Below are 24,727 nucleotides of genomic sequence, written 5' to 3'. Positions count from 1 at the left end.
CGGAGGCGGACCGCGGGACGCGTCGCCGGCTCGGAGCGGTCGTACTCGCGGTGTTGATCTCGCAGGTGCTCTTGTATCCGGGGGTCCCCGACCTCGTGGTCGCGCTCGGCGCGCCCGCCGGGATCGACGCCGGAATGTGGTTCCTCGTCGCGGAGTTCGGCGCGTTCGTCGCCTTCGCGGTCGTCTGGGGGGCCGCGAGCGACGCCCTCGGTCGGCGGCTCCCGCTCGTCGTCGTCGGGGCACTCGGCGGCGCGGCCTCCTACGTCGCGCTCGCGGCGCTGCCCCGATTCGGTCTCGGCTTCGACGCGGTCCTCGCCGTCCGGGTCGGCGGCGGCGCGCTCACGATCGGGGCGTTCTCGCTCGCGATCACTTCGCTGATGGATCTGCGCGGCGGCAACGGTCGCAACATGGGCACCGCGGGGCTCGCTATCGGACTCGGCGCGGCGATCGGGTCCGTCGTCGGCGGCGCGCTCGCCGATATGAACACCTTCTATCCGGTGTACGCCGGGGCGGCGGTGCTCGCGGCCGCCGCGGCCGTCGCGGCGACGGTCGACGAGGAGGCGATCGCGGAAGCCCGGCGCGGGGACGGTGGCGAGGGGAGACTCTCCGGTGACGACGGGGACGAGACCGGCGTCGGCTTCCGTGCCGTGCTCGACCGGACGCGGTCGACGCCCGGGCTGTTGGTTCCGCTCGCGTTCGGATTCATCGACCGGCTCACCGCCGGCTTCTTCGCGCTGGTCGGTGTGTACTACTTCCAGGACCCGACGACGTTCGGCCTCTCGGCTGCGGGCGCGGGCGCGACGCTCGCGCTGTTTTTCGTCCCGTTCGCGCTGTTGCAGGCCCCGTTCGGGTCGCTGTCGGATCGGATCGGGAGATTCCTCCCGGTCGTCGCGGGGTCGCTCGCGTACGGCGTCGTCACGATCGGTGTCGGTGTCGCACCGATATACCCGGTCGCGGCCGGCCTGATGGTGCTCGTCGGCGTCTGCGGGGCGTTCATGGCACCGGCGACGATGGCGCTCGTCACCGACCTCGTCGATCCGGAGGCGCGCGGCGCGGCGATGGGGCTTTTCAACGTGTTCGGCTCGCTCGGTTTCCTCACGGGGTTCCTCGTCGGCGGCGGCACCACGGACCTGTTCGGGTACACGCCGGCGTTCCTCGCTGTCGGCGGCCTCGAACTCGCCATCGCGATCGCCCTGCTCCCGGCGGTGAAAGCGATCGCGCCCGGGAGGGGAGTCGGCGGGCTGTTCGAGACCGACCGGTCGGTCTCGGAGTGAGCGGGACCCGGTCGACGGGCCCGCCTGACCGAACGGCCGCCCGAGTCGAGCCTTTTTACCGCACCCGCGCCATCCGTACGGACGACAGATGGACCTCCTGATCGTCGGGGCGGGCGAGATCGGCCGCTGGATCGCCGACACGGTCGGGGCCGACGAGTCGCCGCTCGACGCGACGGTCGCCTTCGCGGACCGCGATCCCGATGTCGCCGCCGACGCGGCCGAGAGTCGCGACGCCGACGTAGTCCCGGCCGACGGCGACACGACACACGACGCGGTGTGTCTCGCGGTGCCGATGTCGGCGGTTCCCGCCGCGGTCGAGGCGTACGCGCCCCGCGCGGAGCGGGCGATGGTGGACGTGTCGGGCGAGATGACGGAGGCGGTCGCGGCGATGCGCGAGCACGCGCCGGCGCTCGAACGCGCGAGCTACCACCCGCTCTTCGCCCCGCCGCGCGTTCCCGGCAACGTCGCCGCCGTCATCGACGCCGACGGTCCCGTCGTCGAGGGGATCTCCGCCGCTATCGCGGCGGGCGGCAACGACGTGTTCGAGACGACGCCCGCGGAACACGACGAGGCGATGGAGACGGTTCAGGCGGGCGCGCACGCGGCCGTGCTGGCGTGGCGACTCGCTGGCGACGACGTGCGCGAGGAGTTTCACACGCCCGTCTCGGCCGCGCTCGACGAGGTCGCGGACACGGTGACCGAGGGCGCGCCCGAGGTGTACGCCGAGATCCAGCGCGCGTTCGACGGGGCGGACGAGGTCGCGGCGGCGGCCCGCGAGATCGCAGACGCGGACGGCGAGGCGTTCGCGTCCCTGTACGAGGCGGCCCGCGGCGACCACGAGGGGCGGGAGCGACACGAGTGAGGAGAGCGAGGCGGACCCGAGACGGAGACGACACACCAATGATAGACCGAGAGGCAGTCCGGAACAACGCGAACTACCTGCGAAACGTCAGACCGATCGACCCCGACGAGATCGCGGAGTACGTGGAGGGGACGCCGCATCCGGCGGTCGTCCGCGAGACGCTCCGCGAAGAAGCGTTCGACCTCCGGCTCCGCGAACGCGACGACGGAACCTTCGAACCCGTGGAAGCGGGACCGATCCCGGCTCCGAGTTGGTCGCCGACGGCGCTCCCGGACGCGTACTCGTTCGCGCTCGAAGACCTCCTGGTCGGCGAGTTCGGCGCGAACTGGCACCGCGGGGAGTCCGGCGATCGACTTCGGGAAACCGTCCGGCGGCTGAAGACGGATTACCTCTACGAGAACGACGTGGCCTACGACCGCGTCGCCGCGCTCGGCTACGCCACGTATCACCTGCCGGCGTACTACGCGACGGTCGGCTACGTGCTCGACGACCTCGCGGAGAACGGCCTTATCGACCGGACGCTCCGAGTCCTCGACGTGGGCGCGGGCGTCGGCGGCCCGGCGCTCGGACTCCACGACTACCTGCCGGACGACGCCGTCGTCGACTACCACGCGGTGGAGCCGAGCGCGGCCGCCGACGTGCTGGACCACATGCTCGACGAGACGGGGCGCAACTTCCGGTCGACGATCCATCGGACGACGGCGGAGGAATTCCTGGGGACCGAGGGCGGAGCCGACGGCGCAGACGACGTAGACAACGCCGACGACGCGGGCGACGCAGACGAAGCGGCCGGCACCGATGACAGCGACGAGGAGTTCGACCTGATCGTGTTCGGCAACGTCCTCTCGGAGTTGGACGACCCGGTCGCGGTCGTCGAGGCCGCGCTCGACCGGCTCGCGGCCGACGGGAGCGTCGTCGCGTTCGCGCCCGCCGACCGCAACACCGCGATGGGGCTCCGGGAGGTCGAGCGCGCGGTCGCGACCCCCGAATCCGGCGTGTCCGTGTACGCGCCGACGCTCCGCCTGTGGCCGGACGCGACGCCCGCCGACGGCGGGTGGTCGTTCGACGTCGCGTCCGACCTCGACGTGCCGCCGTTCCAGCGCCGGCTCGACGAGGCGGCCGCGCGCGAGGCGGGAGACGAGCCCGGCGAGTTCGTCAACGTCGACGTGCAGTTCGCGTACGCGATCCTCAGACCGGACGGGAGACGGCGGGTGGACGTGCGCGCGAGCGCGGACCGGTGCGCGCCCATGGCCGACTCCGAGTCGCACGTCACGGACCGGGTGAACCTGCTCGCGGTGAAGCTCAGCCACGACCTCAGCGGCGGCGACAACGCGCTGTACCTCGTCGGTGACGGATCACAGACGGTCGACCACTACCTCGTCTGCACCCGGGAGACGGCGTTGAACCGCGACCTCCGCGAGGCCGGCTACGGCGCGGTCGTCTTCGTCGAGAACGGGCTCGTCCTCTGGAACGACGACGAGGGCGCATACAACGTGGTCGTCGACGACGAGACGGTCGTCGACCTCGTCGCGCCCTGACGGCTCCAGATCCGTGGGGATCCGGCGCAGCGAGTCCGCGAACGCAGGGGGTCCGCGAACGAAGCTGAGTCCGCGAACGCGGTCAGAGTCCGCTTCCTGTCGCCGAGCCGCTCCGACCGATCTCGTCCCGGACGACGAAGTAGAGGACCCAGACGATCAGACCGCCGAAGAACGCGCCGACTGTCCACGCTATCGCGTGTCCGCTGTCGCGACGCTTCGCGTCGCGATAGATGAGCGCCGAGACGATCACCGCCACGAGGGCGAAAAACACGGGAACCACGAGCAGAACGAACAGTTCCGGACCGACGGGAATGCCTTGGAGGGGGAGTGGCATAACGCGACCAACTACCGTGACGAGAGTCAAAAACGTTCCTCCGCGAGGTCGACGACGCGGGAGAGTCGGGCGGTCCCGGGCGCGTCAGCAGGGCGTCGGGCGGTCCCGGGCGCGTCAGCGTGGCGTCCGGCTCGTCGCCGTCACTCCGCGCTATCACTCCGCGCCGACCGGCTCGATCAGCTCCGGCGCGTCGACCGCGGGCGAGTTCACCCGCGTCGACACCGGGTGGGCGGTCATGTCGTCGGCGGGATACGGGTCCAACAGGTCGGCGGCCTCGGCGGAGTCGCCCCGGAGCCACGCCTCCTCCTCGTCCGGGCCGAGGATGACGGCCATCCGGTGGTGGAGGTCGGCGACGAGGTCGTTCGGCTCGGTCGTGAGGACCGCGAACGTCTCGACCACGTCGCCGCCGCTCCCGTCGTCGACCGCGTCACCCCCGTCGTCGGCCCCGTTTCTCGCGTCGCCGAAAGCGTCGAGCCCGGTCTGGGTCGTCTCCGGCTCGGGCGGTTCCCACCGCTCGTAGATCCCCGCCATCGCGAACGGCCGATCGTCCGCGAAGGCGACCCGGTACGGCCGTTTTCCGGACGAGCGTCCGGCGGAGTCGTCGGGGCGCTCGACCCACTCGTAGAACCCGTCCGCGGGCACCAGACACCGCCGGCGCTCGAAGGCGTCGGCGAAGCTCCGCTTCTCGCGGACGGTCTCCGCGCGGGCGTTTATCAGATCGAACGACTCGTCGGCCCAGCGCGGGGTGAGCCCCCACTCCATCCGCGTCGCGGCCGCAGGGTCCTCGCCGGTGATCACCGGGAGCGACTGGCCGGGCGCGCAGTTGTAGCTCGGCTCGTGGCCACCGAAGTCGGCGTCGAACCGCGCTTCGAGGTCGGCGGCGGGCGTGAACAGGGTGTAGCGGCCGCACATTCTGTCGGTGATTCGTGCGGCGAGTAGTTAAATGCGAAGCGGGACAGGACGGTTCGACCGGCCGACGCGGGTCGGCACGGGGCGGTCGGCCGAGCGCCGCCCTCGTCCCTCCCCAGCCTCGGCGTCCGGCGGACGCGAACCGTCTCACGTCCGCCCGGCGCCTCCCTCGCGAGCCCCTCGCGCCCGCTCGTAAGCGGCCGCTCGGCGGCGCGCCGGTCGATGACGGCCGTGCGCTATCGCGCTTGGTATGGCCTTCGGCGCCTCGTTTATGAACTGTCGGCGCTCTCGCTCCCGTCGGCTTTTTACCGGCGCGACGCCGCGGTCGGGTATGCGCATCGAGAACAGCTTCATCCCGGTCGAGGGCGTCGGCGAGACGACGGAGCGCCGGCTCTGGCGGTCCGGGGTCACGACGTGGGAGGCGTTCGATCCCGGCGTCGGGGTCGCAGGCGTCGGGGACGCGACCGCAACGCGGATCGAGTCGTTCATCGCCGAGGCGCTGACCCGGCTCGACGACGGCGACGCCGCCTACTTCGACCGCGCGTTCCCGAGCGGGGAGCGCTGGCGGCTTTACGAGAACTTCCGGTCGGAGACGTGTTTCTTCGACATCGAGACCACGGGGCTCGACGAGCACCGCGACCGGGTCACCACGGTGAGCTTCCACCGCGACGGCGAGACGACGACGCTCGTCGCCGGCGAGGACCTCACAGCCGAGGCGATCGCCGCGGAGTTCCGCGACGCCAGCCTGCTCGCGACGTTCAACGGGGCTCGCTTCGACGTTCCGTTCTTAGAGAGTTCATTCGATATCGAGGTCGACACGCCGCACCTCGACCTGATGTACCCGGCGAAGCGGATCGGGCTCTCGGGCGGACTGAAACCCATCGAGAAGCAGCTCGGTATCGAGCGCGACCGGCCGGACATCTCCGGGCGCGACGCGGTCCGGCTGTGGCGCGAGTACGAGCGCGGCGACGAGGACGCACTCGACACGCTCGTCTCGTACAACCGAGAGGACGCGGAGAACCTGCGCACGCTCGCCGACGTGGTCTGTGAGTCGCTTCACGAGAGCGTCTTCGTCGACGAGCGTGAGCTGTAGCGCGGTGAGAAACCGACGGAACGCCCCGCTACCGGTCGGCGTCGCCGTCGGCGGACGAATCGGCTCGCGCCGCCTCGACGCGATCGGCGGTCGACTCCAGCGCGTCGCCGAGCGTCCGCGCCTGCGCCGGCGAGAGGTCGATCTCGTCGGCGTGCGGCGCGAGCGCGTCGGTGTCCGTCCCGTCGAGTTCGACCTGTAGCGTCACGTGCTCCGGGTCCTCCCGCGGGGCCGTGACGTTTACCACGCCCGGCGCGTCCGCCTCGAACTCGTGGCCGCGGGCGCGGCCGTCGACCAGATCGAGAGTGGTGTACGCGTTCACCCGAAGCAGCCTGTCGGCCATCATCAGTCGTCCGCCGGCGCGGGTGGCGCCGAATCGAGCGAGTCGTCCTCGGCGTACGGGTACCACGTCCGCTTCGTGTTGTGCATCATGGGGTCGTCGTAGTCGGTCTCCTCGGGGTCGACGAACGCGTCCAGTTCGTCGTCGTCGTGGCGGGCGACGAACGCCCGGAACGACTCGCCCTCCTCGCGCTCGGCGGCGAAGGTGTCGATCAGGTTCGCGATCGCGCCCGGGACCTCGTCGGCCGGGACGCGCTGGGTTACCCACCGGGCGAACTGCGGCTCAGCGCCGAGGCCGCCGCCGAGACCGACGTCGAGCGCCTCCACGGGCTCGCCGTCCTTACGCGTCTTCATGCCGCGGAGGCTCACGTCGGCGATCTGCGGCTGCGCGCAGGAGGCCGTACAGCCCGAGAGGTGGATGTGGAACTGGTCGACGTCGTCGGGCAGTTCGACGTTCTCCTTGAGCCACCGGGCGTACCGGACCTGTCGGTTCTTCGTCTCGACGATGGACAGCGAGCAGTACTCGGTGCCGGTACACGCGACGGAGCCGCGCATGAACGGCGACGGCGACGGCGAGTAGTGCTCCAATATCGGCTCGTCGAGCAGGTCGTCGATCGCGTCGTCCGGCACGTCGGTCACGATGACGTTCTGGCGCTGTGAGAGACGCACCTCGCCGGAGCCGTACTCCTCGGCGACGTCCGCGAGTTCGAGGACGTCTTCGGCACCCATCCGCCCGACGAGGACGTTCAGGCCGACGAAGTTCGTCCCGTCCTTCTGGTCGTGGATTCCGATGAGATCGTTCCGCTCGCCAGCGCCCGTGTTGTACGTGTACTCCTCGCGGACGTCGCGGCCGGCGGTGTGCAGATCGAAGTCGACGTACTCCTCTTGGAGCGTCTCGCGGACCCTCTCGGCTCCCCACTCGTCGACGAGGAACTTGATCCGAGCGTTGTAGCGGTCCTCGCGGTCGCCGTTGTCTCGGAACAGCGCCGAGAGCCCGCCGGCCACGTCGGAGACGCGCTCGGGCGAGACCCAGACGTCGATGTCGCGGGCGAGCCGCGGCTCGTTGCGCGAGAGGCCGCCGCCGACGCGGACGTTGAATCCGACGACGTCCTCGCCGTCGACCTCCTTGTACGCGGGCTCGAAGGCGAGGTCGTTGATGTCGCCCTGACCCGAACCGTCGGCGGAGCCGGTCACCGACACCTTCCACTTCCGCGGGAGGTTCGAGTGGTCGTCGTTCCCCTTGAACGTCTCGTTGAGGTCGCGGATCACGGGCCACGCGTCGATGACCTCTTGGGCGTCCTTGCCGGCCACGGGGTTGCCGACGATGTTCCGCCACGAGTCGCCACAGGCCTGCTGAGTCGAGAGCCCGTTCGCTTCGAGCTTCTCGAAGATGGCGGGCACGTCCGAGAGTTCGATCCAGTGGAGCTGGATCGACTGGCGGGTGGTGAAGTCGGCGTACGCGTCGCCGAAGATCGGGTTCGTTCCCGGACCCCGGGCGTACTCGTCGGCTATCTCACCGACGACGCGGAGCTGCCCCGGTTCGAGCACGCCGTTCGGCGTCCCGATCCGCATCATGAAGTACCCTTCCTGTCCGTTCCGCTGGTGGTACAGGCCCCACCACTTGAACCGCTCGAACCACGCGTCCCGCTCGTCGTCGGGGATCGAGTCGAACCCCCGTTCGGCGAACTCGAACAGGTGGTCTCGGATCTCCGACCCGTAGACCTCCGACTTCCAGTTTTCGACGTCCGTTGGCATCGATATCGCCTACACGCCCCCATCACATAGGCGACTGCGTCGAGTCAACCTTCCCCGGTGCTGCCCCGAAGCGGCAACTGTTACTGGTTCGTCTCGGGGCGTGGCCGTCTGATAGCGGACCGATCGATTGCGGCGAAGGAACCGTCGCGAATCCGTCCGACGGGTATCCAGCCGGTCGTTCCGGACGCGCCGCAGGCGATACACTGTCCGTACACGCGGACCTCGACGGTCGACCCGTCGACGCCGACGGTCTGGAAGTTCTCGACGACCAGATCGGCGAGATCGCAGCCACAGAATTCGTCGGTGTCGAGCCGCCACAGTTCGCTAACGCGCACTTCTCGGTGGTCGTCGACGGAGATCCACGCCCCGTCGTCGAGGACTCGCAGGCGAGTTGTCACGGGTCGAATTAGGCGCGAGGCCGTCAATGCGTGTCGGTGCGTGCAAACGGCCGGCGTTTCCGTGACGCCTCGAACAGGCGAAATCGCCGGACTGAGGCGCGAACGGTCGCCGCGCCGTCGTCACGAGTACCGGACACCGGTTCCGGTATCCCCGAGTAGTGGTGCGAATTACTCCTGAACGGCCGCTTATGGCCCGGTGGGCCGTGGACCATATCGATGACCGACCCGACTACCGGATCGAAAGCGCCCTCCGCCGTTCCGGCGAGTGCGGAGCACAGAGAGCACGCGTCCGCGGACGTGGCACCGGAGCTGTTCGAGCGCGACGCAGACGGAGAGGGCCGATGACGCTCGACACCGCACCGCCGTCGACGGACGAGTCGGAGTCCGAGACCGAACACGGCGCGGCCCCGAGCGACGACGCCGACGACGGTCCGCGACCGGCGGACGGCGACGCGAGCCACCTCGACGACCTCGAAGACGGCGCGGGATGTACGGAGATCTGGGAGAAGCTCTCCGAGGGACGGGAGTAGCTTCAGCGGACGCGCACGCGTCAGAAACGCGCGCTAGGACAGGTGTGCCGCGATGTCGGCCTCCGTGATGATGCCGACCGTCTCGCCCCCGTCGGTGACCATCACGGCCTTGTAGTGGTCGAGGAGGTTCCGGACCTCGTCGACCGTCGCGCTCGGCGCGACGGTGGGGAACGACTCGCTCATCACCTCGCTGACCGGGTGCTCCCCGACGTTGTCGCCGGCGTGGATCACGTCGCCTTGGCTGATCGACCCGACCGGCACCCCGTTCTGGAGGACCGGTAACTGCGAGTACGCCTCCGCTTCCATCAGTTCGACCGCCTCACGAACCGCGTCGTCGGGCGCGACGCTGATGACCGTCTCGTTCATCAGGTCGGTCGCGCGGACGACCTCGCCTTCGGCCGCGTGGAGCGCGTTGACGATCCGACGCAGCGTCGAGAGCCGCGGGTCGACGTCACCGCCCTCGATCCGCGCGATGAGCGGCTGTGAGACGTCGGCCGCCTCCGCGAGTTCACTCTGTGTCAACTCGAGGTCCGTTCGGCGCTCGCGGAGGTCCTGTGGCGTCGGAAGTTCCATACCGACGGATAACTCCGGGTTATTAGAAAAGGTTTCGACGGCGTCCGATATCGCAGCGGGACAGTTCCGGACGTCCGACTGCCGCCGGAAACACTATCATCGATCGTGTACGATACCGTGTCATGGTATCACTGGGCAGGATGCGGGAGTTGTACGCCGACATGGTCACGGCGCGCCACTACGAGGAGCGCTTACAGGAGGAGTATCTGGAGGGGAAACAGCCGGCGTTCGACATCTCGGCGGGACCGATCCCCGGAGAACTCCACCTCGCGGCGGGACAGGAGGCGGCGGCCGTCGGCGTTTGTCACCACCTCCGAGCGGACGACACCGTGACCGCGCCGCACCGACCACACCACGTCGCGATCGCGAAGGGCGTGGACCTGAAGCGGATGACCGCAGAGATATTCGGACGGAAGACGGGACTCGGCAAGGGGAAAGGCGGTCACATGCACCTGTTCGACCCCGACGTGAACTTCGCCTGTAGCGGGATCATCGCCGAGGGGTGTCCGCCGGCCGCCGGGGCGGCGCTGGCGGCGAAGAAGCGAAACGAGGACTCCGTGGCGGTCGCGTTCCTCGGCGAGGGCGCGATCGATCAGGGAGCGTTCCTCGAATCGCTGAACTTCGCGAGCGTTCACGACCTGCCGGTCGTGTTCGTCGTGGAGGACAACGACTGGGCGATAAGCATGCCGAAAGAGCGCGTCACCGACGTGGAGAACGGCTCGGACAGGGCGGCCGGATTCGACATGCCCGGCTTCCGCGTCGACCGCGACGACGCCCTCGCCGTCTACGAGGCGGCCGGGGAGGCGATCGGCCGCGCGCGCGACCAGAACGGACCGACCCTCTTGGAGGTGCAGGTCCACCGCCGGATGGGCCACTTCATGGGCGATCCACAGACGTACCGCCCCGACGACGACGAGGAGGCGGCGCTCGCTCGCGACTCGATCGACAGGCTCGAATCGACGCTCCGCGACCACGGCCTCGGCGACGACGACCTCTCGGCGATTCGCGGCGACGCGGAAGAGCGGGTCGAGGAGGCGATCGCGTGGGCGAAAGAGCAGCCGCAGCCGGCTCCCGAGGACGCTTACGACGACGTGTTCGTCAACCCGCCGTCGGGCGTGACGACGGAGGAGCCCGACTTCGATCTCGCAGGAGGTGACGACCGATGAGCGACGCGGACGACGCGGTCGACCGCGAGCTGACGATGAGCCGAGCGATGGTGGAGTCGATCGCCCACGAGATGCGCGCGAACGAGGAGGTCTTCTACATGGGCGAAGACGTAGCCGACTACGGCGGTATCTTCGACAGCACCCAAGGGCTCCTCGACGAGTTCGGCCGCGACCGGATCATGGACGTGCCGATAAGCGAGACGGCGTACCTCGGGGCCGCCGTCGGCGCCGCCCAAGAGGGGATGCGACCCATAGCGGAGCTGATGTTCGTGGACTTCTTCGGGGTCGCGATGGACCAGATCTACAACCAGCTCGCGAAGAACACCTACATGAGCGGGGGGAACGTGAACGTCCCGCTCGTTCTCACGGCCGCCGTCGGCGGAACGTACAACGACGCCGCCCAGCACTCACAGACGCTGTACGGGACGTTCGCGCACGTGCCGGGGCTGAAGGTCGTCGTTCCGTCGACGGCGTACGACGCGAAGGGGCTGATGCACAACGCGATCCGCGACGACGACCCGGTCATGTACCTGTTCCACAAGCGGCTGATGGGTATCGGCTGGATGCCGGCCCCGGACGGGCCGAAGACGCCCGTCCCGGAGACGGACTACACGATCCCCTTCGGGTCGGCGGACGTCAAACGCGAGGGAGCAGACGTCACCGTCGTCACGCTCGGTCTCCACGTCCACCGGGCGCTCGACGCGGCGGAGTCGCTCGCGGCGGGCGGTATCGACGCGGAGGTCATCGACCTCCGCACGCTCGTTCCCCTCGATACGGAGACGATACTCGAGTCCGTCCGGAAGACCGGACGGCTCGTCGTCGTCGACGAGGACTACCGGTCGTTCGGCGTGACCGGAGAGATCATCGCGAGCGTCGCCGACGGCGACCTCGACGCGCTCGACGCCGTCGAGCGGGTCGCCGTCCCCGACGTCCCGATCCCGTACGCTCGCCCCATGGAGAACGAGGTCATCCCGGACGCCACGGACATCGAAGCGAGCGTCCGCGAGGTCGTCTCGGGAGAATGACCGACCGGAGACGCGTGACCGACGGCGGATCCGGGATGCGGGTCGCGGTTCGCGCCGCCGGCGACTGGGAGGAGGACGTCGACGAGACCGAGGGGATCGTCGTCGACTGGTTCGCCCGCGAGGGGCGGTCGGTGCAGGCCGGCGATACCGTCTGTGAGATACAAGTGGAGAAGGTGAGCGTCGATATCCACGCGCCCGTCGCGGGAACCCTCGACGAGATCGTCGTGGACGAAGACGACGCGTTCGAGATCGGCGACACGCTCGGGTGGCTCCGGTCCGAGTGAGCACACCGGAGCGCCCGATTCCCCCGGTTTCGCTCGGCCGGGCCGGGGGATTATATATCGACGGAACGTGCGGTCTGTGGTATGCGCATTGCGCTCATCGCCCACGACGAACTGAAAGACGAGATGGTCGCGTTCGTCACCGCTCACGCTGACGCCCTCGGAGAGTGTGAACTGGTGACGACCGGGACGACGGGAAAGCGGATCGCAGACGAGACGGGCCTCGCGGTGAATCGACAGGCCTCGGGTCCGTACGGCGGCGACCTCCAGATCGGCGGGATGATCGCGGACGGGACCGTAGACGGCGTCGTGTTCCTCAGGGACCCGCTCACCGCGCAGGCACACGAGCCGGACATCTCGGCGCTGTTGCGCGTGTGCGACGTGAAAGACGTCCCGCTGGCGACGAACGTCGCCTCCGCCGACCTCCTCGTCGACGGACTCCTCGGCGACGGGTGAGCGCGTTCGGTCCCGTCGAGGCCGCCGATTATCATCGTAGAGACTCCGTCCGGCGATGTTTTACCCCCGGCCGTCGTACGACCCGCCGATGAAGCGTCCGGATCGGCTCCGCGTCGTCGTCGCGGTCGCGCTGCTCCTCGCGGCTCCGGGGGCTGTGAGCGGCGCGGCCCTCACGGGGCCGGCTCAGGCGGCAGACGACGGGCTCCCCGGCGACCCGAGCGACGGCTCGGTCGAGCCGATGACGGCGTGTTTCACCGGCGACGGATATCCCATCTCGATAGGTGAGACGGGGGCGACGCTGGACGCGCTCGTCCACCTCTCCGTGTTGACGGACCCGGCGGTCGGCAACGAGTTCGGAATCGAGGCGGCCGGCACGTTAGAAGACGACTCGATCGTGACGCTCGCCGCCGGCGTCAGACTCACCGCGCGAGAGGCGATCGCGGACGGCGTCGACCCGTTCGCGGCGTTCGACATCCTATATACCTACGAACTCCGCCTCCCGATGTTCAGCGGGTCGATAGACGAGACGGAATACCGGGACAGCGGCTCGCCGTTCCGATCGAGCGCGGGCGTCGTCCCGTGTTGACGTGTTCCGGCCGTCGCGTTCGGGTTCGCGGGTCGAGGTCATCGAACGCGACGCCAGCGTTCGTTGACTCGACCGCCGGCGAGTCCCGACGTCAGACCGGAGGACCGTCTTCCTCGTAGTTCGTTTCGAGGATGATCATCGTCTGTGACCGCGAGAAGCCGTCCATCTCCGCTATCCGGTCGAACATCAGTTCTCGGAGGCTCCCGGTGTCGGCGGCGACGACGCGGAGGAGCACGTCCCACTCGCCGGTCGTCAGGTGGATCTCGCGGACCTCGTCCACGTCGCGAAGTCCGTCGATCGCGTTCTCCTCGCGCCCCTGTTCGACCCGGAGCCCGACGAACGCGCTCACGCCGTACCCGACCGCCTCGGGGTCGACCGACGCGTGGTATCCCTCGATGACTCCCGCCTCCTCCATGCGACCCACCCGGTCGTGGACCGTCGCACTGGACATGTCGATGCGGCGTGCGACCTCGGAGAACGGCGTTCGTGCATCCGCCTGAAGGATTCGGAGGATGGCGCGGTCCGTCTCGTCGAGTTCCATGCGTACGATACGCATCCGCCGGACTTGGCCCTTCCGGAGCCACGTGGTCGCGATACACGACCCGTGATACGCGACACCACGCCGGTGCGTGACTCCGCCGTATTCAAATATCCGCGCCAAGACCGATCCGTATGGACGATATCGACGACCAGTACACGCCCGCCGACGTCGAGTCGGCGGTCGACGAGTACTGGGACGACGCCGACGCCTACGAGGCGGCCAAGGAGGCGCACGCCGACGACCCGCCGTTCTTCTTCGTCGACGGACCGCCGTACACCTCCGGTCAGATGCACCTCGGGACGGCGTGGAACAAGACGCTGAAAGACGCCGTCATCCGCCACAAGCGGATGACCGGCCATCGCGTCACCGACCGACCGGGCTACGACATGCACGGGCTCCCGATCGAGGTGAAAGTCGAGGAGGAGCTCGGCTTCGAGAACAAACGCGACATCGAGGAGTACGGGATGGAACCGTTCATCGAGCGGTGTAAGGAGTTCGCCTTAGAGAACCGCGCGGCGATGGACGAGGACTTCAAGTCGATCGGCGTGTGGATGGACTGGGAGGACCCGTACGAGACGGTCTCGCCCGAGTACATGGAAGCCGCGTGGTGGGCGTTCTCGGAGGTCGCAGACAAGGGACTCGTCGAGCAGGGGAAACGCTCCATCTCGCAGTGCCCGCGGTGTGAGACCGGCCTCGCGAACAACGAGGTCGAGTACGAGGACGTCGAGGACCCCTCCATCTACGTGAAGTTCCCCCTGGCCGACCGCGAGGGGAGCCTCGTCATCTGGACGACGACGCCGTGGACCATCCCGGCGAACACCTTCGTCGCGGTCGACGAAGACCTCGCGTACAACGCGGTTCGCGCGGAGAAGAACGGCGAGGAGGAGCTGCTCTACGTCGCCGAAGAGTGCGTCGAAGACGTGCTCGGTGAGGGGCGCTACGAGGACTACGAGATCGAGGCGGAGCTCTCGGGGAGCGACCTCGTCGGCTGGGCGTACGACCATCCGCTCGCCGACCACGTCGCCGAGTACCCCGACTTCGAGGGCGCGGGGCAGGTGTACGCCGCAGACTACGTCGAGGCCGACCGGACCGGACTCGTCCACTCCGCGCCCGGCCACGGGGAGGAGGACTTCCATCGCGGCACGGAGCTCGGACTCGACGTCTACTGTCCCGTCGGGCCGAACGGAGAGTTCTCCGAGGCCGCAGGCGAGTACGCCGGGGAGTTCGTCCGCGACGCCAACGGCGACATCATCGACGACCTCGTCGCCGACGGTCACATGCTCGCGCACGGGACCGTCGAGCACAGCTACGGCCACTGCTGGCGGTGTGACACCGGGATCATCCAGCTCGTCACCGACCAGTGGTTCATCTCCATCACGGACGTGAAAGACGACCTCCTCGACAACATGGAGGCGTCGGAGTGGCACCCTCAGTGGGCCCGAGACAACCGCTTCCGCGACTTCATCGAGGACGCCCCCGACTGGAACGTCTCCCGCCAGCGGTACTGGGGAATTCCGATCCCGATCTGGGTGCCCGAGGACGCGGACCCGGACCACCTCGACGAGGACATGATCGTGGTCGGCACCCGCGAGGAGCTGTCAGAGCGGGTGGAAGAAGACGTCGACCCCGACGCGATCGACCTCCACCGTCCCTCGGTCGACGACCTCACGATCGTCGAGGACGGTACGACGTACCGCCGCGTCGAGGACGTCTTCGACGTGTGGCTGGACTCCTCTGTCGCCACGTGGGGCACGCTCGGCTACCCGAGCGACGAGGCCGCTCACGACGAGCTGTGGCCCGCGGACCTGATCATCGAGGCGCACGACCAGACCCGCGGCTGGTTCTGGTCCCAGCTCGGGATGGGGACCGCCGCGGTCGGCGAGGTCCCCTACGAGGAGGTGATAATGCACGGGTTCGCCAACGACGAAGACGGCCGGAAGATGTCCAAGTCCGTCGGCAACATCGTCACGCCCGAGGAGGCGATAGCGCGCGCCGGTCGCGACCCGCTGCGGACCTACCTGCTCAGTCACGACCAACAGGGGGTCGACCTCGCGTTCGAGTGGGACGGGCTCGGCGAGATCCAGGGGAAACTCAACATCCTCTGGAACGTGTTCCGGTTCCCGCTCGAATACATGGATCTCGACGGGTACGACCCGGCCGAGCCGGACCTGTCGGACGGCGACCTCGAACTCGTCGACCGGTGGGTGCTCTCTCGGCTTCAGTCGGTCGAGACGGAGGTCACCGAGGCGTGGGACGACTACCGCGTCAGCGACGCCGTCAACGCCGTGATCGAGTTCGTCACGCAGGACGTCTCTCGATTCTACGTGAAGGCCGTCCGCGACCGGATGTGGGAGGAGGCCGACTCCGCCTCGAAGCGCGGGGCGTACGCGACCCTCGCGACGGTCCTCGACGAGGTGATCCGACTGCTCGCGCCGATCGCTCCCTACCTCACGGAGCGGATGTACCAGACGCTCGACGGCGGGGCGACCACGGTCCACCAGCTCGCGTATCCGGAGCCCGACGACGACCTGCGCGACCCCGACCTCGAACGCGACGTGGCGGTCCTCCGCGACGTCGAAGAGGCCGCCGCCAACGCCCGCCAGCAGGCCGGTCGCAAGCTCCGGTGGCCCGTGCCGCGCGTAGTCGTCGAGACCGACGACGAGGAGGTCGCCGCCGCCGTCGAGCGGCTCGCAGACCTCATCGCCGACCGCGTCAACGCCCGCGAGGTTCGCGTCACCGACGCGTTCGACGAACTGGTCGAGACCGCGGAGCCGCAGATGAGCGAGATCGGTCCCGCCTTCGGCGGCGACGCCCAGGAAGTGATGGAAGCGGTGCAGGGGGCGACTCGCGAGGCCGTCGAGGCCGGCGACGTCACGGTCGACGACGATCCCGTCGACCTCGACGACGCGATGGTCGAGTACGTCGCCGAGCCGCCGGAGAACGTCACCGGCGTCGAGTTCGACGGCGGGGCCGTGTACGTCGACACGTCGCTGACGCCGGCGATCGAGTCCGAGGGGTACGCCCGCGACGTGATCCGTCGGATTCAGGAGATGCGAAAGGACCTCGATCTGGACGTCGAAGCGCGGATCCGCGTCGGCGTGGCCGTCGACGATGACCGCGTCGCCGGGTTCGTCGACGACCACGCCGACCTGATCGCCGGCGAAGTCCGAGCCGACGCGTGGCTCGACGACCCGAGCGAGGCGGCGGGAGAGGAGGGACTCACGGAGGAGTGGGAGGTCGAAGGGGTCACGGTCACGATCGGGATCGAACCGGTGTCGTAAGCGGACGCTGGTCGACGCACGAACCGCGTGGCCGTCGGGGTCGAAATCGATCGAACGCCGCGTCTCTGTGAGTGAGCGGCCAGCCGATCGGCTGTTCGTCGAGTATCTGTGTGGGGTACAGTGACATCCCGAAACCTATAGGTGATCGCTTTCCCCATGGTCACGTATGCATGTTCGGGCGGCCCGGCCCGACGACGCGGAGGCGCTACGGACGGCCGTCTCGCGAGCCCGAGAGGCGACCGTCTTCGACGATATCGGATCCCCGCTTCTCGACGTGTCCGCCGCCGGCGTCCGCGAGGCGGCCGCGGAGGCGGAGTGGTCGTTCCTGATGGAAGACGACGACGGCCCCGTCGGCGTCGCCATCGCACACCCCGACACGGAGGGGACGGAGGCCGAGCTGCTCGCCCTCTGGGTCCACCCGACCCACGCCGGCGAAGGCGTTGCGGACGACCTGCTCTCTCGGGTCGCGTCCTCGGTGATCGACCGCGGCGTCGACACCCTCCGTGCGAGCGTCCCGACCGACAGCCCGGGCGCACAGGAGTTCTTCGCGTCGTACGGCTTCGAGCCGCGGGAGACGCGACGCGGTCCCGCGGGCGACGAGACCATCGTCGCCACCGACGTGGACGCGCTCCAGTGACGCACCGCACGCGCGACGGGGTGAAGTGAAGACGATAGCGTTCCCAACGACACCCGTCCACCGATGAGTTCCGCCGACGTCGCCCCCGCCCTCCTCGTCGCGCTCGGTGTCGCGCTCTGTATCGTCGCTCTCGCGAGCCTGCCGTCCGGAAGCCGACTGCGCCGGCTCTACGGAGTCGCCGACACGGACGATCGGGGCGCACGGGCGAACGCGGCCGTCCTCGCGGGAACCGGCGCGTTTCTGCTCGCGCTCGCCGCCGCGATCGTCGCCGACGTCCCCGACCGGATCGTCGCCGGCGGGGCGCTCGGAGTCAGCGCCGTCGGGACGCTCGGTCTCGGCTGGCTCGTCCGCTACCGCGACCGGCGTGAACTCCTGACGACCCCGGACGTGAGCCGCGAGCGGGCGCGCCGGCTCGGCGGTGCGGCGATGGCGACCGGAGTCCTGCTCTGCTTCCCGCTCGTGGGGGTCCTACTGGGGGCCAGCGAGACCGTGATAGCGGCCGTGACACTCTTTGTCGGCGGAATGGTCGGCGGCCTCGTGGCGCTCGCGTATCGGTAGATCTGTTCTGCCAGCGTCGTCACTTCAGCCGTTCCTGTAAGAACGAGGGGTGTGCAGCGGTGACACCGTCGATCGCGAGCAGCTTATCCGAGATCACGTCACCCAGTTCGTCGCCGTCGCCGGCGCGGACTTCGGCCATCAGCATGTGGTCGCCAGAAGAGGTGTAAAGCGCCTGCACCTCGTCGAGCTCTTTCAGCTCGCGGGTCGCCCCGACGTACTTGCCGGAGTCGACGTCCATCCCAACCATGGCGATCGACTGCGAAGAGAGCTTCTTCGGGTCGATCTCTGCCGAGTACCCCACGATAACCCCCTTCTCTTCTAAACGATCGATGTACTTCCGCACGGTCGGCTTGGAGACCTCGGCGCGTTCTGCGATCTCGGCGCAGGACGCCTGCGCGTCCTCCTCTAACACCGACAGGATCCGTTCTTCCGTCGATACCGTACTCATACCCGTGGGTTTGTCTCCGTAGAAAAAATACCTTCCGAATCGAAAAACGAGACGAACGGACACCGAACCGCGCCGGATCGGCGGCCCGCTCTGGCGGTCGGGGCGTTACGCGTGCTTGTCGAGGAACGAGTCGTGAGACCGCTCCCACTCGTAGTCGTCGTCCCAGTACCGCTCTGCGAGCGGCTCCTCTGGCATCTCGCCGATCGCGCGCTTCTCTTCGCCGTACGACGGGCGGTCTTCGTCCACGTAGAAGCGGCCGGTGAGGACCTCGCCCTCGTAGAGCGACTCCTCAGTCGTCCGCATCATCTCTTGGGCCTCGACGCGGTCCGTCTTGTCGAAGTCGTAGTCGTCGGACTCGTTGACGTCGATGTACGGGACGTACTGACGCGCGTCCTTGTTCCAAGTCGGGCACTGAGTGAGGAAGTCGACGTGGGCGAACCCGTCGTGTTCGATCGCCTCGATGAGGATCTCTTTGGCCTGGTTCGGATTGACCGCGGCCGTGCGGGCGACGTAGGATGCGCCCGCGTTGAGCGACATCGAGAGCGGCTTGATCGGCTCCTTGGCGCTGCCGGACGGCTGGGTCTTCGACTTGTGGCCCTTCGGGCTGGTCGGGGACGTCTGCCCCTTCGTGAGCCCGAAGATCTCGTTGTTGAACACGATGTACGTCATGTCGTGGTTCTCCCGGGCCGTGTGGATGAAGTGGTTCCCACCGATCCCGTACCCGTCGCCGTCGCCGCCGGCGGCGATGACTTCGAGGTCGGGGTTCGCCAGCTTCGCGGCGCGGGCCACGGGCAGCGAGCGCCCGTGGATCGTGTGGAACCCGTACGTGTCGAGGTAGCTGTTCAGCTTGCCGGAACAGCCGATCCCGGTACAGAGCAGGGTCTCCTCGGGCGTGCGCCCGACTTCCGGGAGCGCCTGTTTCAGCGCCTTCAGGACGCTGAAGTCACCGCAGCCCGGACACCACGTGGGCTGGGGCTCGACGCCCGGTGTGTACTCGTCGCGGTCGATCTCTCGCTCCTCTCCGATTGCTGAAAACGTGCTCATTGTTAGTCACCTGCGGCTGGGACGAAGGTGGTCTGGTGGCCGGACGCGTCGCCGTCGCCCTCGATGATGGCGGCCTCGAACCCGTCGACGATCTCCGCCGGCTCGAACGGGTTCCCGTTGTACTTCAGCAGGCTCGACAGCCTCTCGCCGTAGCGGCCGAGGTTCTTCTGGATGAGCCCGCGGAACTGTCCCGAAGCGGTCATCTCGACGACGAGCACCTCGTCGACGCTCTCGACGAACGCCTCGACCTGCTCGGTCGGGAACGGGAGCATGTCGGAGACGCCGTACGACTTCACCGAGACTCCGGCGTCGTTGAGCCGACCCACGGCCTCCTCGACCGTGCCCTGCTGGCTCCCGAAGGTGAGGATCCCGTACTGGGCGTCCTCGGGACCGGCGTACGAGCCGGTGTCCTCGGCGTCGAGGTCGGCGCGGATCGCCTCCAGCTTCTGTGTCCGCCGGTCGATCTGCGCGACGCGGTTGTCGGGGGACTCGGCGATGTGGCCGGTCGGGTCGTGTTCGTTGCCGGTCGCGAGGAAGCGACCGCCCTTCTGGCCCGGCAGCGAGCGCGGTGAGACGCCGTCGTCGACGTCGTGTTGGAACCGGTGGAACTTCCCGTCGGCCGAGTGGGGCTGCTCCGCGAGCGCGTCTTCGGTCAGCGTCTTGCCGAGCGTCGGGTTGGGTTCGCGATCGAAGTGGCTCTTGGGAACGTTGACGAGTTCGCCGCCGAGCTTCTGGTCGTACAGCAGGATCGACGGGATCTGGTACTCGTAGGCCAGCCGGAAGGCGAGCCGCGACTGCTCGTAGGCCTCCTCGACGGTTCCCGGCGCCAAGACGACGCGCTGGGAGTCGCCCTGTGAGGTGTACAGGACGTGTTCGAGGTCGGACTGCTCCGGCTTCGTCGGCATGCCGGTCGAGGGACCGGCGCGCATGGCCTCGACCAAGACGACGGGCGTCTCCGTCATCTCGGCGAGCCCGAGCGGCTCGGACATCAGCGCGAAGCCGCCCCCGGAGGAGCCGGACATGGCCTTGACGCCGGCGTGCGACGCACCGACCGCGAGCGCGGCCGCCGCGATCTCGTCTTCGACCTGCTCCGAGATCCCGCCGAGCTTCGGCAGGTGTTTCGTCATGATGGTGAACACCTCGGTCCACGGCGTCATCGGGTAGCCGGCGATGAACCGGCAGCCCTCGTCGATGGCACCGTAGGAGATCGCGTCCGACCCGGACATGAGAAGCTGCGTCTCGTCGTGCTCGCCGGTCGGTACGGCTACGTCGGGCGCGTCGACGTCGTACTCCTCTTGGACCTGGTTGTACGCGGTCTCGAGGATCTCGAGGTTCGGGTCGAGGATCTTCTCCGGCATCGCGTCGCGCATGAGGTCCTCGACGTGCTCGGGGTCCATCCCGATCAACGCGAGGGTCGCGCCGACTCCGGCGGTGTTGCGCATGACTTCCCGGCCCATGTCGCGGGCGAGCCCGCGGAGGTCGAGCGGGTAGACGTGCCAGTTGTTCTCCTCGGCGCGCTCCTCGAAGTTCGGGATCTCGGAGGCGTCGAGCAGGCCCTCGTCGTACACGATGACCCCGCCCTCGCGAAGCTCGTCGAGGTTCTCCGAGAGCGGCTTGACCTCTTCGTTCCCGTAGACGGCTTCCTCCTGCGGGTTACGGGCGAACGAGTCGCCGAGCGCCAAGAGGAAGTTGTACCCGTCGCCGCGGGACTGTACCGGGTCCGCGGACGCGCGGACCTCGGTGTACGTGTGGCCGCCGCGAATCCGCGACGGGTAATGGCGATGCGTGAAGACGTTCAGCCCCGAGCGCATCAGGGCCTTCGCGAAGTTCTGGCTCGTCGAAGCGATCCCGTCACCGGATCCCCCCGATATTCGCCAGATGAGTTCATCGTCAGTCATAGTGGTATGTGAGCCCGTGTAGGCCTCGTAGCTTGGGGTTGTGTCGGTTACCTCTTAGTGCTTGCTATGGAATCACAAGAGACGATCGTGAAGAATACCGGACCGCTCTCCGTCGGCGACGCGGTTCCGGGTCACTTTAACGGTCTCCGCTCCGACCAGTGGCATGCTCACCTTCATCGGGCTCGGCCTCTACGACGAGCGGTCGGTCACCGTCGAGGGGCGCGAGGCGATCCGGGCGGCCGACCGCGTCTTCGCCGAGTTCTACACCAGCAAGCTCGTCGGCGCGGACGTGGCCGACCTGCAGGCGTACCACGACGTCGACATCGAGGTCCGTCCGCGCGAGGGCGTCGAACAGGACCCGGAGGCGATCCTCGACGCGGCCGCGGACGGCGACGCCGCGTTCCTGACGGCGGGCGATACGATGATCTCGACGACCCACACGGACCTCCGGCTCCGCGCCGCGGAGCGCGGGATCGACACGCGCGTGATCCACGGCGTGACGGCGCAGTCGGCCGCGTCGAGTCTCACCGGCCTCCAGAACTACCGGTTCGGGAAGGCGACGACCCTCCCGTTTCCGTACGCACACGGCGGCGACGACGTGCCACAGAGCGTGATCGAAACGATCGAGGCGAACCGCGAGCGCGGGCTCCACACGGTCGTCTACCTCGATATCAAGGTCGGGACCGGTCCGACGGGGCCGGATCCCGACCACGAGGAGTACATGACCGCGGACGTCGCCGCCGAGCTGCTCGCCGAGGGATGGGAAGACGTGCTGGCGGTGGTCGTCGCCCGCGCCGGCTCCCCCGACGCCGTCGTCACCGCCGATCGGCTTTCGGCGCTCGCAGACCGCGACTTCGGCGACCCGCTCCACCTGCTCGTGATCCCCGGCGACCTCCATCACGTCGAAGCCGACGCGCTCGCCGGGCTGGCGGGCGCACCGGACGACCTCGTCGAACGGTGAGTCGCCACAGCCCGTCGCGTCGCGACCCCACGTTTGATATCGACGTAGCACGGTACCATGTCTCATGGACTCACCAGCAGTCGAAGCGATCATGTCGACGGACCTCGTCACGATCGGACCGGACGCGACCGCGGCCGACGCCGCGGCGCTGATGCTCGAAACCGGCGTAAACTCCGTGTTGGTCGTCGACGGGGGTCGGCTCACGGGACTCATCACCGCCACCGATTTCGTCTCGCTGGTCCACGAGAACGACCCGGAAGACGAGACGCCCGTCGACGCGTTCATGACGCACGACGTCGTCACGGTCGGGCCGGACGACACCGTCGAAGAGCTGGCCGAGCCGACGGCGCACGGGTACACCCACCTACCGGTGACCACCGGGGACGACGAGCTGATCGGGATGGTCTCTTCGACCGACCTCACGGCGTTTCTCTCGAAGGCGCAGTAGCGACGGGGCACCCCGACCCCGGTGGGTGTTCCGGAAGAGTAATTTAACGTGATAGCACACACCACTGCATGGATCTGAACGATCGGACCCGCGTCAGCGACGTCATGTCGACACCACTGGAGACGATCGGCGCGGACGAACCGCTGCGAGACGCGGCGAGACGGATGCACGACGACGGGATCAGCGCGCTCGTCGTCACGACGGGCGGCGGCTGTATCGTCACCCAGAGCGATATCGTCGGCGCGGTCGCCGAGGCGCGCGACGTCGAATCGACGACGGTTCGAGACGTGATGACGGAGAACGTCGAGACCGTGACTCCCGATCTGATGATGGAGGAAGTCGCGGCGATGATGACCATGTACGGCGTCAAACACCTCCCGGTCGTCGACGACGACTACGTCGGGATGGTCTCCTCGACGGACGTGGCCGAGCACCTCTCGTGACGGTCTGACGAGCCGTTCGTACCGGTCACAGGACCAACAGCGGAACGCCCGCGACGACGCCCGCGGCGATCAACACGAGGTTCCAGACGAACACCGGTCGAACGAGTTCTCGCGAGACGCTCGCGGCGAAGGCGGTCTTCACGAGGATGCTCGCTACCGTTCCGGCGATCACGCCCGCGACCGCGGTTTCGACGCCGATCTGTCCGGTTCCGAGAAGCGACACCGCCGTCGCCGTCGAGGTCCCCGAAGAGACGAGACCGGAGAGGAACGACGTGGCGACGAATCCGCCCGCGCCGAAGGCGCGCTCCGCGCCCGCAGAGACGAACAGGACCGCGAGGAACAGCGCGCCGAACGTCAGCGCGTTCCGGAGGCTGAACGGCGAGGTGAGGTCCGTCTCTATCGGCGTCTCCCAGTCGCTTCGCCACACCGCGACGGCCACCCCGACGACCGTGATCGCGCCGAGAGGCACGCCGACGACGAGGGCGGCGTCCGGTACGAAGACGGCGACGACCGCGGCGTTTCGAAGCGCCATCGCCGCGTTCGCGAGCAGGATCGACCCGACGGCGACGCGTCGGAGGTCTTCGCGCCCCCGCGCTCGCTTGGCCATCTCGGCGACGACCGCGGTGGAGTTCACGAGCCCGCCGAAGAAGCCGGTGACCGCGTACCCCCTGCTCTGGTACCGCTTCACGAGCACGTAGTTCACGAAGCCGATACCGCTGACCGCGACGACGAGCGACCAGACGAGCCGCGGCTGGATCGCCCCCCACGGGTCGACGGTCTCCGTCGGAAGCAGCGGGAAGACGACGAACGCGAGGATGGTGAACTCGACGGCGCTTCGCACCTCCTCTCTGGAGAGTCCCCACGCGAACTGGTGAAGCTCGCGTTTCAACACCAGGAGCAGCGAGGAGAGCACGGCCACCGTCACCGCCTCGATGAAGAACTCGTTCGCGACCAGCGCGCCCACTCCGTAGGTGACGAGCATCGAGACGGACGTCGTGAGCGAGAGCCCCTCGACGTCGGATTCAACGAAGCTGCGGACCGCGAGCAGCACCGCGATGACGACGATGAGGATCCCCCCGACGATCAGGAGCCCGTCGCTGTCGACGAGAGAGAACACCGCGGCCGAGAGGCTGATCAGCGCGAACGTCCGTATCCCGGCCGACTTGTGGGACCACTCCCGCTCCAGTCCGAGGAACATCCCGAGCGCCGTCGCCAACGCCAGCTTGGCGACGTTCGTCTGGAGGTACACGAGCGGGTCGACCGCGTCTACCATCTCCACCACCGCCGGGTCGCGAACCCGCGCCCGTTCGCCGTCGAAGCTGTACCTCGCATACGCCGAACCACTCGACAGC

At 68.4% G+C, this 24,727-nt stretch carries 28 protein-coding genes; 17 read left to right on the top strand and 11 right to left on the bottom strand.

Going from position 1 to position 24,727, the window contains the following annotated elements; genetic code table 11:
• The 3 genes from NO930_RS13380 to NO930_RS13370 form a co-directional block, all read left to right on the top strand.
• Positions 1 to 1,274, top strand: a 1,274-nt coding sequence (locus NO930_RS13380) for an MFS transporter (RefSeq protein ID WP_256403793.1), incomplete at its 5' end; no start/stop codon positions are given.
• Positions 1,275 to 1,362: 88 nt separating this feature from the next.
• Positions 1,363 to 2,136, top strand: coding sequence for an NAD(P)-binding domain-containing protein (locus tag NO930_RS13375; protein ID WP_256403423.1), 774 nt, complete (start codon positions 1,363 to 1,365; stop codon positions 2,134 to 2,136).
• 38 nt (positions 2,137 to 2,174) lie between these two features.
• Positions 2,175 to 3,674 (top strand): small ribosomal subunit Rsm22 family protein, encoded by a 1,500-nt coding sequence (locus tag NO930_RS13370; protein WP_256403424.1) that lies wholly within the window; start codon positions 2,175 to 2,177, stop codon positions 3,672 to 3,674.
• Between the two features lie 82 nt (positions 3,675 to 3,756).
• Here the strand turns inward: NO930_RS13370 and NO930_RS13365 are convergent, their stop codons facing one another.
• Positions 3,757 to 4,008 (bottom strand): hypothetical protein, encoded by a 252-nt coding sequence (locus NO930_RS13365; protein ID WP_256403425.1) that lies wholly within the window; start codon positions 4,006 to 4,008, stop codon positions 3,757 to 3,759.
• A gap of 153 nt (positions 4,009 to 4,161) precedes the next feature.
• Positions 4,162 to 4,920: an SOS response-associated peptidase gene (locus tag NO930_RS13360; RefSeq protein WP_256403426.1), complete on the bottom strand. Its 759-nt coding sequence runs from the start codon at positions 4,918 to 4,920 to the stop codon at positions 4,162 to 4,164.
• 328 nt (positions 4,921 to 5,248) lie between these two features.
• Between NO930_RS13360 and NO930_RS13355 the strand changes: the two genes are divergently transcribed.
• Positions 5,249 to 6,010, top strand: coding sequence for a ribonuclease H-like domain-containing protein (locus NO930_RS13355; protein ID WP_256403427.1), 762 nt, complete (start codon positions 5,249 to 5,251; stop codon positions 6,008 to 6,010).
• A gap of 28 nt (positions 6,011 to 6,038) precedes the next feature.
• Here NO930_RS13355 and NO930_RS13350 read toward each other — a convergent pair whose 3' ends face one another.
• The 3 genes from NO930_RS13350 to NO930_RS13340 all read right to left on the bottom strand — a co-directional run bounded on the left by NO930_RS13350 (position 6,039) and on the right by NO930_RS13340 (position 8,499).
• Positions 6,039 to 6,350 carry a DUF6360 family protein gene (locus tag NO930_RS13350; protein WP_137784410.1) on the bottom strand — a complete coding sequence of 104 codons (312 nt, stop codon included), beginning with the start codon at positions 6,348 to 6,350 and terminating at the stop codon, positions 6,039 to 6,041.
• A 2-nt stretch (positions 6,351 to 6,352) separates the two neighbouring features.
• Positions 6,353 to 8,101 carry a nitrite/sulfite reductase gene (locus NO930_RS13345; RefSeq protein ID WP_256403428.1) on the bottom strand — a complete coding sequence of 583 codons (1,749 nt, stop codon included), beginning with the start codon at positions 8,099 to 8,101 and terminating at the stop codon, positions 6,353 to 6,355.
• A gap of 80 nt (positions 8,102 to 8,181) precedes the next feature.
• Positions 8,182 to 8,499 (bottom strand): DUF8134 family protein, encoded by a 318-nt coding sequence (locus NO930_RS13340; protein WP_199242195.1) that lies wholly within the window; start codon positions 8,497 to 8,499, stop codon positions 8,182 to 8,184.
• 216 nt (positions 8,500 to 8,715) lie between these two features.
• On the opposite strand from NO930_RS13340, the gene NO930_RS13335 reads away from it, so the two are divergent.
• Positions 8,716 to 8,844: a hypothetical protein gene (locus tag NO930_RS13335; protein ID WP_255511561.1), complete on the top strand. Its 129-nt coding sequence runs from the start codon at positions 8,716 to 8,718 to the stop codon at positions 8,842 to 8,844.
• Positions 8,841 to 9,029 (top strand): hypothetical protein, encoded by a 189-nt coding sequence (locus NO930_RS13330; protein WP_137783266.1) that lies wholly within the window; start codon positions 8,841 to 8,843, stop codon positions 9,027 to 9,029. Before NO930_RS13335 ends, NO930_RS13330 begins: the two co-directional genes overlap by 4 nt.
• A gap of 33 nt (positions 9,030 to 9,062) precedes the next feature.
• On the opposite strand, the gene NO930_RS13325 is transcribed toward NO930_RS13330, so the two are convergent.
• Complete coding sequence (locus NO930_RS13325; RefSeq protein ID WP_137783265.1) at positions 9,063 to 9,602, bottom strand: CBS domain-containing protein; 540 nt, start codon at positions 9,600 to 9,602, stop codon at positions 9,063 to 9,065.
• 149 nt (positions 9,603 to 9,751) lie between these two features.
• On the opposite strand from NO930_RS13325, the gene NO930_RS13320 reads away from it, so the two are divergent.
• The 5 genes from NO930_RS13320 to NO930_RS13300 all read left to right on the top strand — a co-directional run bounded on the left by NO930_RS13320 (position 9,752) and on the right by NO930_RS13300 (position 13,116).
• Positions 9,752 to 10,768, top strand: a complete 1,017-nt coding sequence (locus NO930_RS13320) for a thiamine pyrophosphate-dependent dehydrogenase E1 component subunit alpha (RefSeq protein WP_137783267.1) — start codon at positions 9,752 to 9,754, stop codon at positions 10,766 to 10,768.
• Positions 10,765 to 11,793, top strand: coding sequence for an alpha-ketoacid dehydrogenase subunit beta (locus tag NO930_RS13315; RefSeq protein ID WP_137783264.1), 1,029 nt, complete (start codon positions 10,765 to 10,767; stop codon positions 11,791 to 11,793). The genes NO930_RS13320 and NO930_RS13315 overlap by 4 nt, the downstream gene beginning before the upstream one ends.
• Positions 11,790 to 12,077, top strand: a complete 288-nt coding sequence (locus NO930_RS13310; protein ID WP_137783263.1) for a lipoyl domain-containing protein — start codon at positions 11,790 to 11,792, stop codon at positions 12,075 to 12,077. The genes NO930_RS13315 and NO930_RS13310 overlap by 4 nt, the downstream gene beginning before the upstream one ends.
• An 81-nt stretch (positions 12,078 to 12,158) precedes the next feature.
• Complete coding sequence (locus NO930_RS13305; RefSeq protein WP_137783262.1) at positions 12,159 to 12,530, top strand: methylglyoxal synthase; 372 nt, start codon at positions 12,159 to 12,161, stop codon at positions 12,528 to 12,530.
• A gap of 88 nt (positions 12,531 to 12,618) precedes the next feature.
• Positions 12,619 to 13,116 (top strand): DUF7332 family protein, encoded by a 498-nt coding sequence (locus tag NO930_RS13300; protein WP_137783261.1) that lies wholly within the window; start codon positions 12,619 to 12,621, stop codon positions 13,114 to 13,116.
• A gap of 91 nt (positions 13,117 to 13,207) precedes the next feature.
• On the opposite strand, the gene NO930_RS13295 is transcribed toward NO930_RS13300, so the two are convergent.
• Positions 13,208 to 13,657: an Lrp/AsnC family transcriptional regulator gene (locus NO930_RS13295; protein ID WP_137783260.1), complete on the bottom strand. Its 450-nt coding sequence runs from the start codon at positions 13,655 to 13,657 to the stop codon at positions 13,208 to 13,210.
• A gap of 131 nt (positions 13,658 to 13,788) precedes the next feature.
• Here NO930_RS13295 and ileS point away from each other — a divergent pair, with 131 nt between their 5' ends.
• The 3 genes from ileS (at position 13,789) to NO930_RS13280 (ending at position 18,133) form a co-directional block, all read left to right on the top strand.
• On the top strand, positions 13,789 to 16,938 hold the full coding sequence (ileS, locus tag NO930_RS13290) for an isoleucine--tRNA ligase (protein ID WP_256403429.1): 3,150 nt from the start codon (positions 13,789 to 13,791) through the stop codon (positions 16,936 to 16,938).
• A 166-nt stretch (positions 16,939 to 17,104) separates the two neighbouring features.
• On the top strand, positions 17,105 to 17,575 hold the full coding sequence (locus tag NO930_RS13285) for a GNAT family N-acetyltransferase (RefSeq protein WP_137783607.1): 471 nt from the start codon (positions 17,105 to 17,107) through the stop codon (positions 17,573 to 17,575).
• 63 nt (positions 17,576 to 17,638) lie between these two features.
• Complete coding sequence (locus tag NO930_RS13280; protein WP_137783606.1) at positions 17,639 to 18,133, top strand: hypothetical protein; 495 nt, start codon at positions 17,639 to 17,641, stop codon at positions 18,131 to 18,133.
• A 19-nt stretch (positions 18,134 to 18,152) separates the two neighbouring features.
• Here the strand turns inward: NO930_RS13280 and lrpA1 are convergent, their stop codons facing one another.
• The 3 genes from lrpA1 to NO930_RS13265 form a co-directional block, all read right to left on the bottom strand.
• A complete protein-coding gene (lrpA1, locus tag NO930_RS13275; protein ID WP_256403430.1) occupies positions 18,153 to 18,581 on the bottom strand; it encodes an HTH-type transcriptional regulator LrpA1 in 429 nt (142 codons plus the stop codon).
• Positions 18,582 to 18,686: 105 nt separating this feature from the next.
• On the bottom strand, positions 18,687 to 19,625 hold the full coding sequence (locus NO930_RS13270; RefSeq protein ID WP_137783604.1) for a thiamine pyrophosphate-dependent enzyme: 939 nt from the start codon (positions 19,623 to 19,625) through the stop codon (positions 18,687 to 18,689).
• A 2-nt stretch (positions 19,626 to 19,627) separates the two neighbouring features.
• Positions 19,628 to 21,523, bottom strand: a complete 1,896-nt coding sequence (locus NO930_RS13265) for a 2-oxoacid:acceptor oxidoreductase subunit alpha (protein ID WP_256403431.1) — start codon at positions 21,521 to 21,523, stop codon at positions 19,628 to 19,630.
• A gap of 163 nt (positions 21,524 to 21,686) precedes the next feature.
• Here NO930_RS13265 and dph5 point away from each other — a divergent pair, with 163 nt between their 5' ends.
• The 3 genes from dph5 to NO930_RS13250 all read left to right on the top strand — a co-directional run bounded on the left by dph5 (position 21,687) and on the right by NO930_RS13250 (position 23,375).
• Positions 21,687 to 22,484 carry a diphthine synthase gene (dph5, locus tag NO930_RS13260; RefSeq protein WP_256403432.1) on the top strand — a complete coding sequence of 266 codons (798 nt, stop codon included), beginning with the start codon at positions 21,687 to 21,689 and terminating at the stop codon, positions 22,482 to 22,484.
• 64 nt (positions 22,485 to 22,548) lie between these two features.
• The gene (locus NO930_RS13255; protein WP_137784263.1) at positions 22,549 to 22,932 is read left to right on the top strand and encodes a CBS domain-containing protein; all 384 of its coding nucleotides are present in this window, start codon (positions 22,549 to 22,551) and stop codon (positions 22,930 to 22,932) included.
• Positions 22,933 to 23,000: 68 nt separating this feature from the next.
• On the top strand, positions 23,001 to 23,375 hold the full coding sequence (locus NO930_RS13250) for a CBS domain-containing protein (protein WP_137784262.1): 375 nt from the start codon (positions 23,001 to 23,003) through the stop codon (positions 23,373 to 23,375).
• A gap of 25 nt (positions 23,376 to 23,400) precedes the next feature.
• Here the strand turns inward: NO930_RS13250 and NO930_RS13245 are convergent, their stop codons facing one another.
• Positions 23,401 to 24,648: an MgtC/SapB family protein gene (locus tag NO930_RS13245; RefSeq protein WP_256403434.1), complete on the bottom strand. Its 1,248-nt coding sequence runs from the start codon at positions 24,646 to 24,648 to the stop codon at positions 23,401 to 23,403.
• Positions 24,649 to 24,727 lie beyond the last annotated feature (79 nt).

The sequence above is a fragment of the Halorubrum salinum genome (assembly GCF_024494575.1).
GTDB classification, from domain to species: domain Archaea; phylum Halobacteriota; class Halobacteria; order Halobacteriales; family Haloferacaceae; genus Halorubrum; species Halorubrum salinum.
Note: the sequence above shows the minus strand (reverse complement) of the source record. Positions and strands in the feature narration are given on the sequence as shown.

Bases quoted from the DNA above. Each gene is read 5' to 3' on its own strand.
- ileS (WP_256403429.1), top strand. From the start codon at position 13,789: ATGGACGATATCGACGACCAGTACACGCCCGCCGACGTCGAGTCGGCG.
- NO930_RS13360 (WP_256403426.1), bottom strand. From the start codon at position 4,920: ATGTGCGGCCGCTACACCCTGTTCACGCCCGCCGCCGACCTCGAAGCG.
- NO930_RS13355 (WP_256403427.1), top strand. From the start codon at position 5,249: ATGCGCATCGAGAACAGCTTCATCCCGGTCGAGGGCGTCGGCGAGACG.
- NO930_RS13285 (WP_137783607.1), top strand. From the start codon at position 17,105: ATGCATGTTCGGGCGGCCCGGCCCGACGACGCGGAGGCGCTACGGACG.
- NO930_RS13350 (WP_137784410.1), bottom strand. From the start codon at position 6,350: ATGGCCGACAGGCTGCTTCGGGTGAACGCGTACACCACTCTCGATCTG.
- NO930_RS13255 (WP_137784263.1), top strand. From the start codon at position 22,549: ATGGACTCACCAGCAGTCGAAGCGATCATGTCGACGGACCTCGTCACG.
- NO930_RS13280 (WP_137783606.1), top strand. From the start codon at position 17,639: ATGAGTTCCGCCGACGTCGCCCCCGCCCTCCTCGTCGCGCTCGGTGTC.
- NO930_RS13265 (WP_256403431.1), bottom strand. From the start codon at position 21,523: ATGACTGACGATGAACTCATCTGGCGAATATCGGGGGGATCCGGTGAC.
- lrpA1 (WP_256403430.1), bottom strand. From the start codon at position 18,581: ATGAGTACGGTATCGACGGAAGAACGGATCCTGTCGGTGTTAGAGGAG.
- NO930_RS13365 (WP_256403425.1), bottom strand. From the start codon at position 4,008: ATGCCACTCCCCCTCCAAGGCATTCCCGTCGGTCCGGAACTGTTCGTT.
- NO930_RS13335 (WP_255511561.1), top strand. From the start codon at position 8,716: ATGACCGACCCGACTACCGGATCGAAAGCGCCCTCCGCCGTTCCGGCG.
- NO930_RS13375 (WP_256403423.1), top strand. From the start codon at position 1,363: ATGGACCTCCTGATCGTCGGGGCGGGCGAGATCGGCCGCTGGATCGCC.
- NO930_RS13300 (WP_137783261.1), top strand. From the start codon at position 12,619: ATGAAGCGTCCGGATCGGCTCCGCGTCGTCGTCGCGGTCGCGCTGCTC.
- NO930_RS13370 (WP_256403424.1), top strand. From the start codon at position 2,175: ATGATAGACCGAGAGGCAGTCCGGAACAACGCGAACTACCTGCGAAAC.
- dph5 (WP_256403432.1), top strand. From the start codon at position 21,687: ATGCTCACCTTCATCGGGCTCGGCCTCTACGACGAGCGGTCGGTCACC.
- NO930_RS13330 (WP_137783266.1), top strand. From the start codon at position 8,841: ATGACGCTCGACACCGCACCGCCGTCGACGGACGAGTCGGAGTCCGAG.
- NO930_RS13325 (WP_137783265.1), bottom strand. From the start codon at position 9,602: ATGGAACTTCCGACGCCACAGGACCTCCGCGAGCGCCGAACGGACCTC.
- NO930_RS13310 (WP_137783263.1), top strand. From the start codon at position 11,790: ATGACCGACCGGAGACGCGTGACCGACGGCGGATCCGGGATGCGGGTC.
- NO930_RS13270 (WP_137783604.1), bottom strand. From the start codon at position 19,625: ATGAGCACGTTTTCAGCAATCGGAGAGGAGCGAGAGATCGACCGCGAC.
- NO930_RS13305 (WP_137783262.1), top strand. From the start codon at position 12,159: ATGCGCATTGCGCTCATCGCCCACGACGAACTGAAAGACGAGATGGTC.
- NO930_RS13295 (WP_137783260.1), bottom strand. From the start codon at position 13,657: ATGGAACTCGACGAGACGGACCGCGCCATCCTCCGAATCCTTCAGGCG.
- NO930_RS13345 (WP_256403428.1), bottom strand. From the start codon at position 8,101: ATGCCAACGGACGTCGAAAACTGGAAGTCGGAGGTCTACGGGTCGGAG.
- NO930_RS13315 (WP_137783264.1), top strand. From the start codon at position 10,765: ATGAGCGACGCGGACGACGCGGTCGACCGCGAGCTGACGATGAGCCGA.
- NO930_RS13245 (WP_256403434.1), bottom strand. From the start codon at position 24,648: ATGGTAGACGCGGTCGACCCGCTCGTGTACCTCCAGACGAACGTCGCC.
- NO930_RS13250 (WP_137784262.1), top strand. From the start codon at position 23,001: ATGGATCTGAACGATCGGACCCGCGTCAGCGACGTCATGTCGACACCA.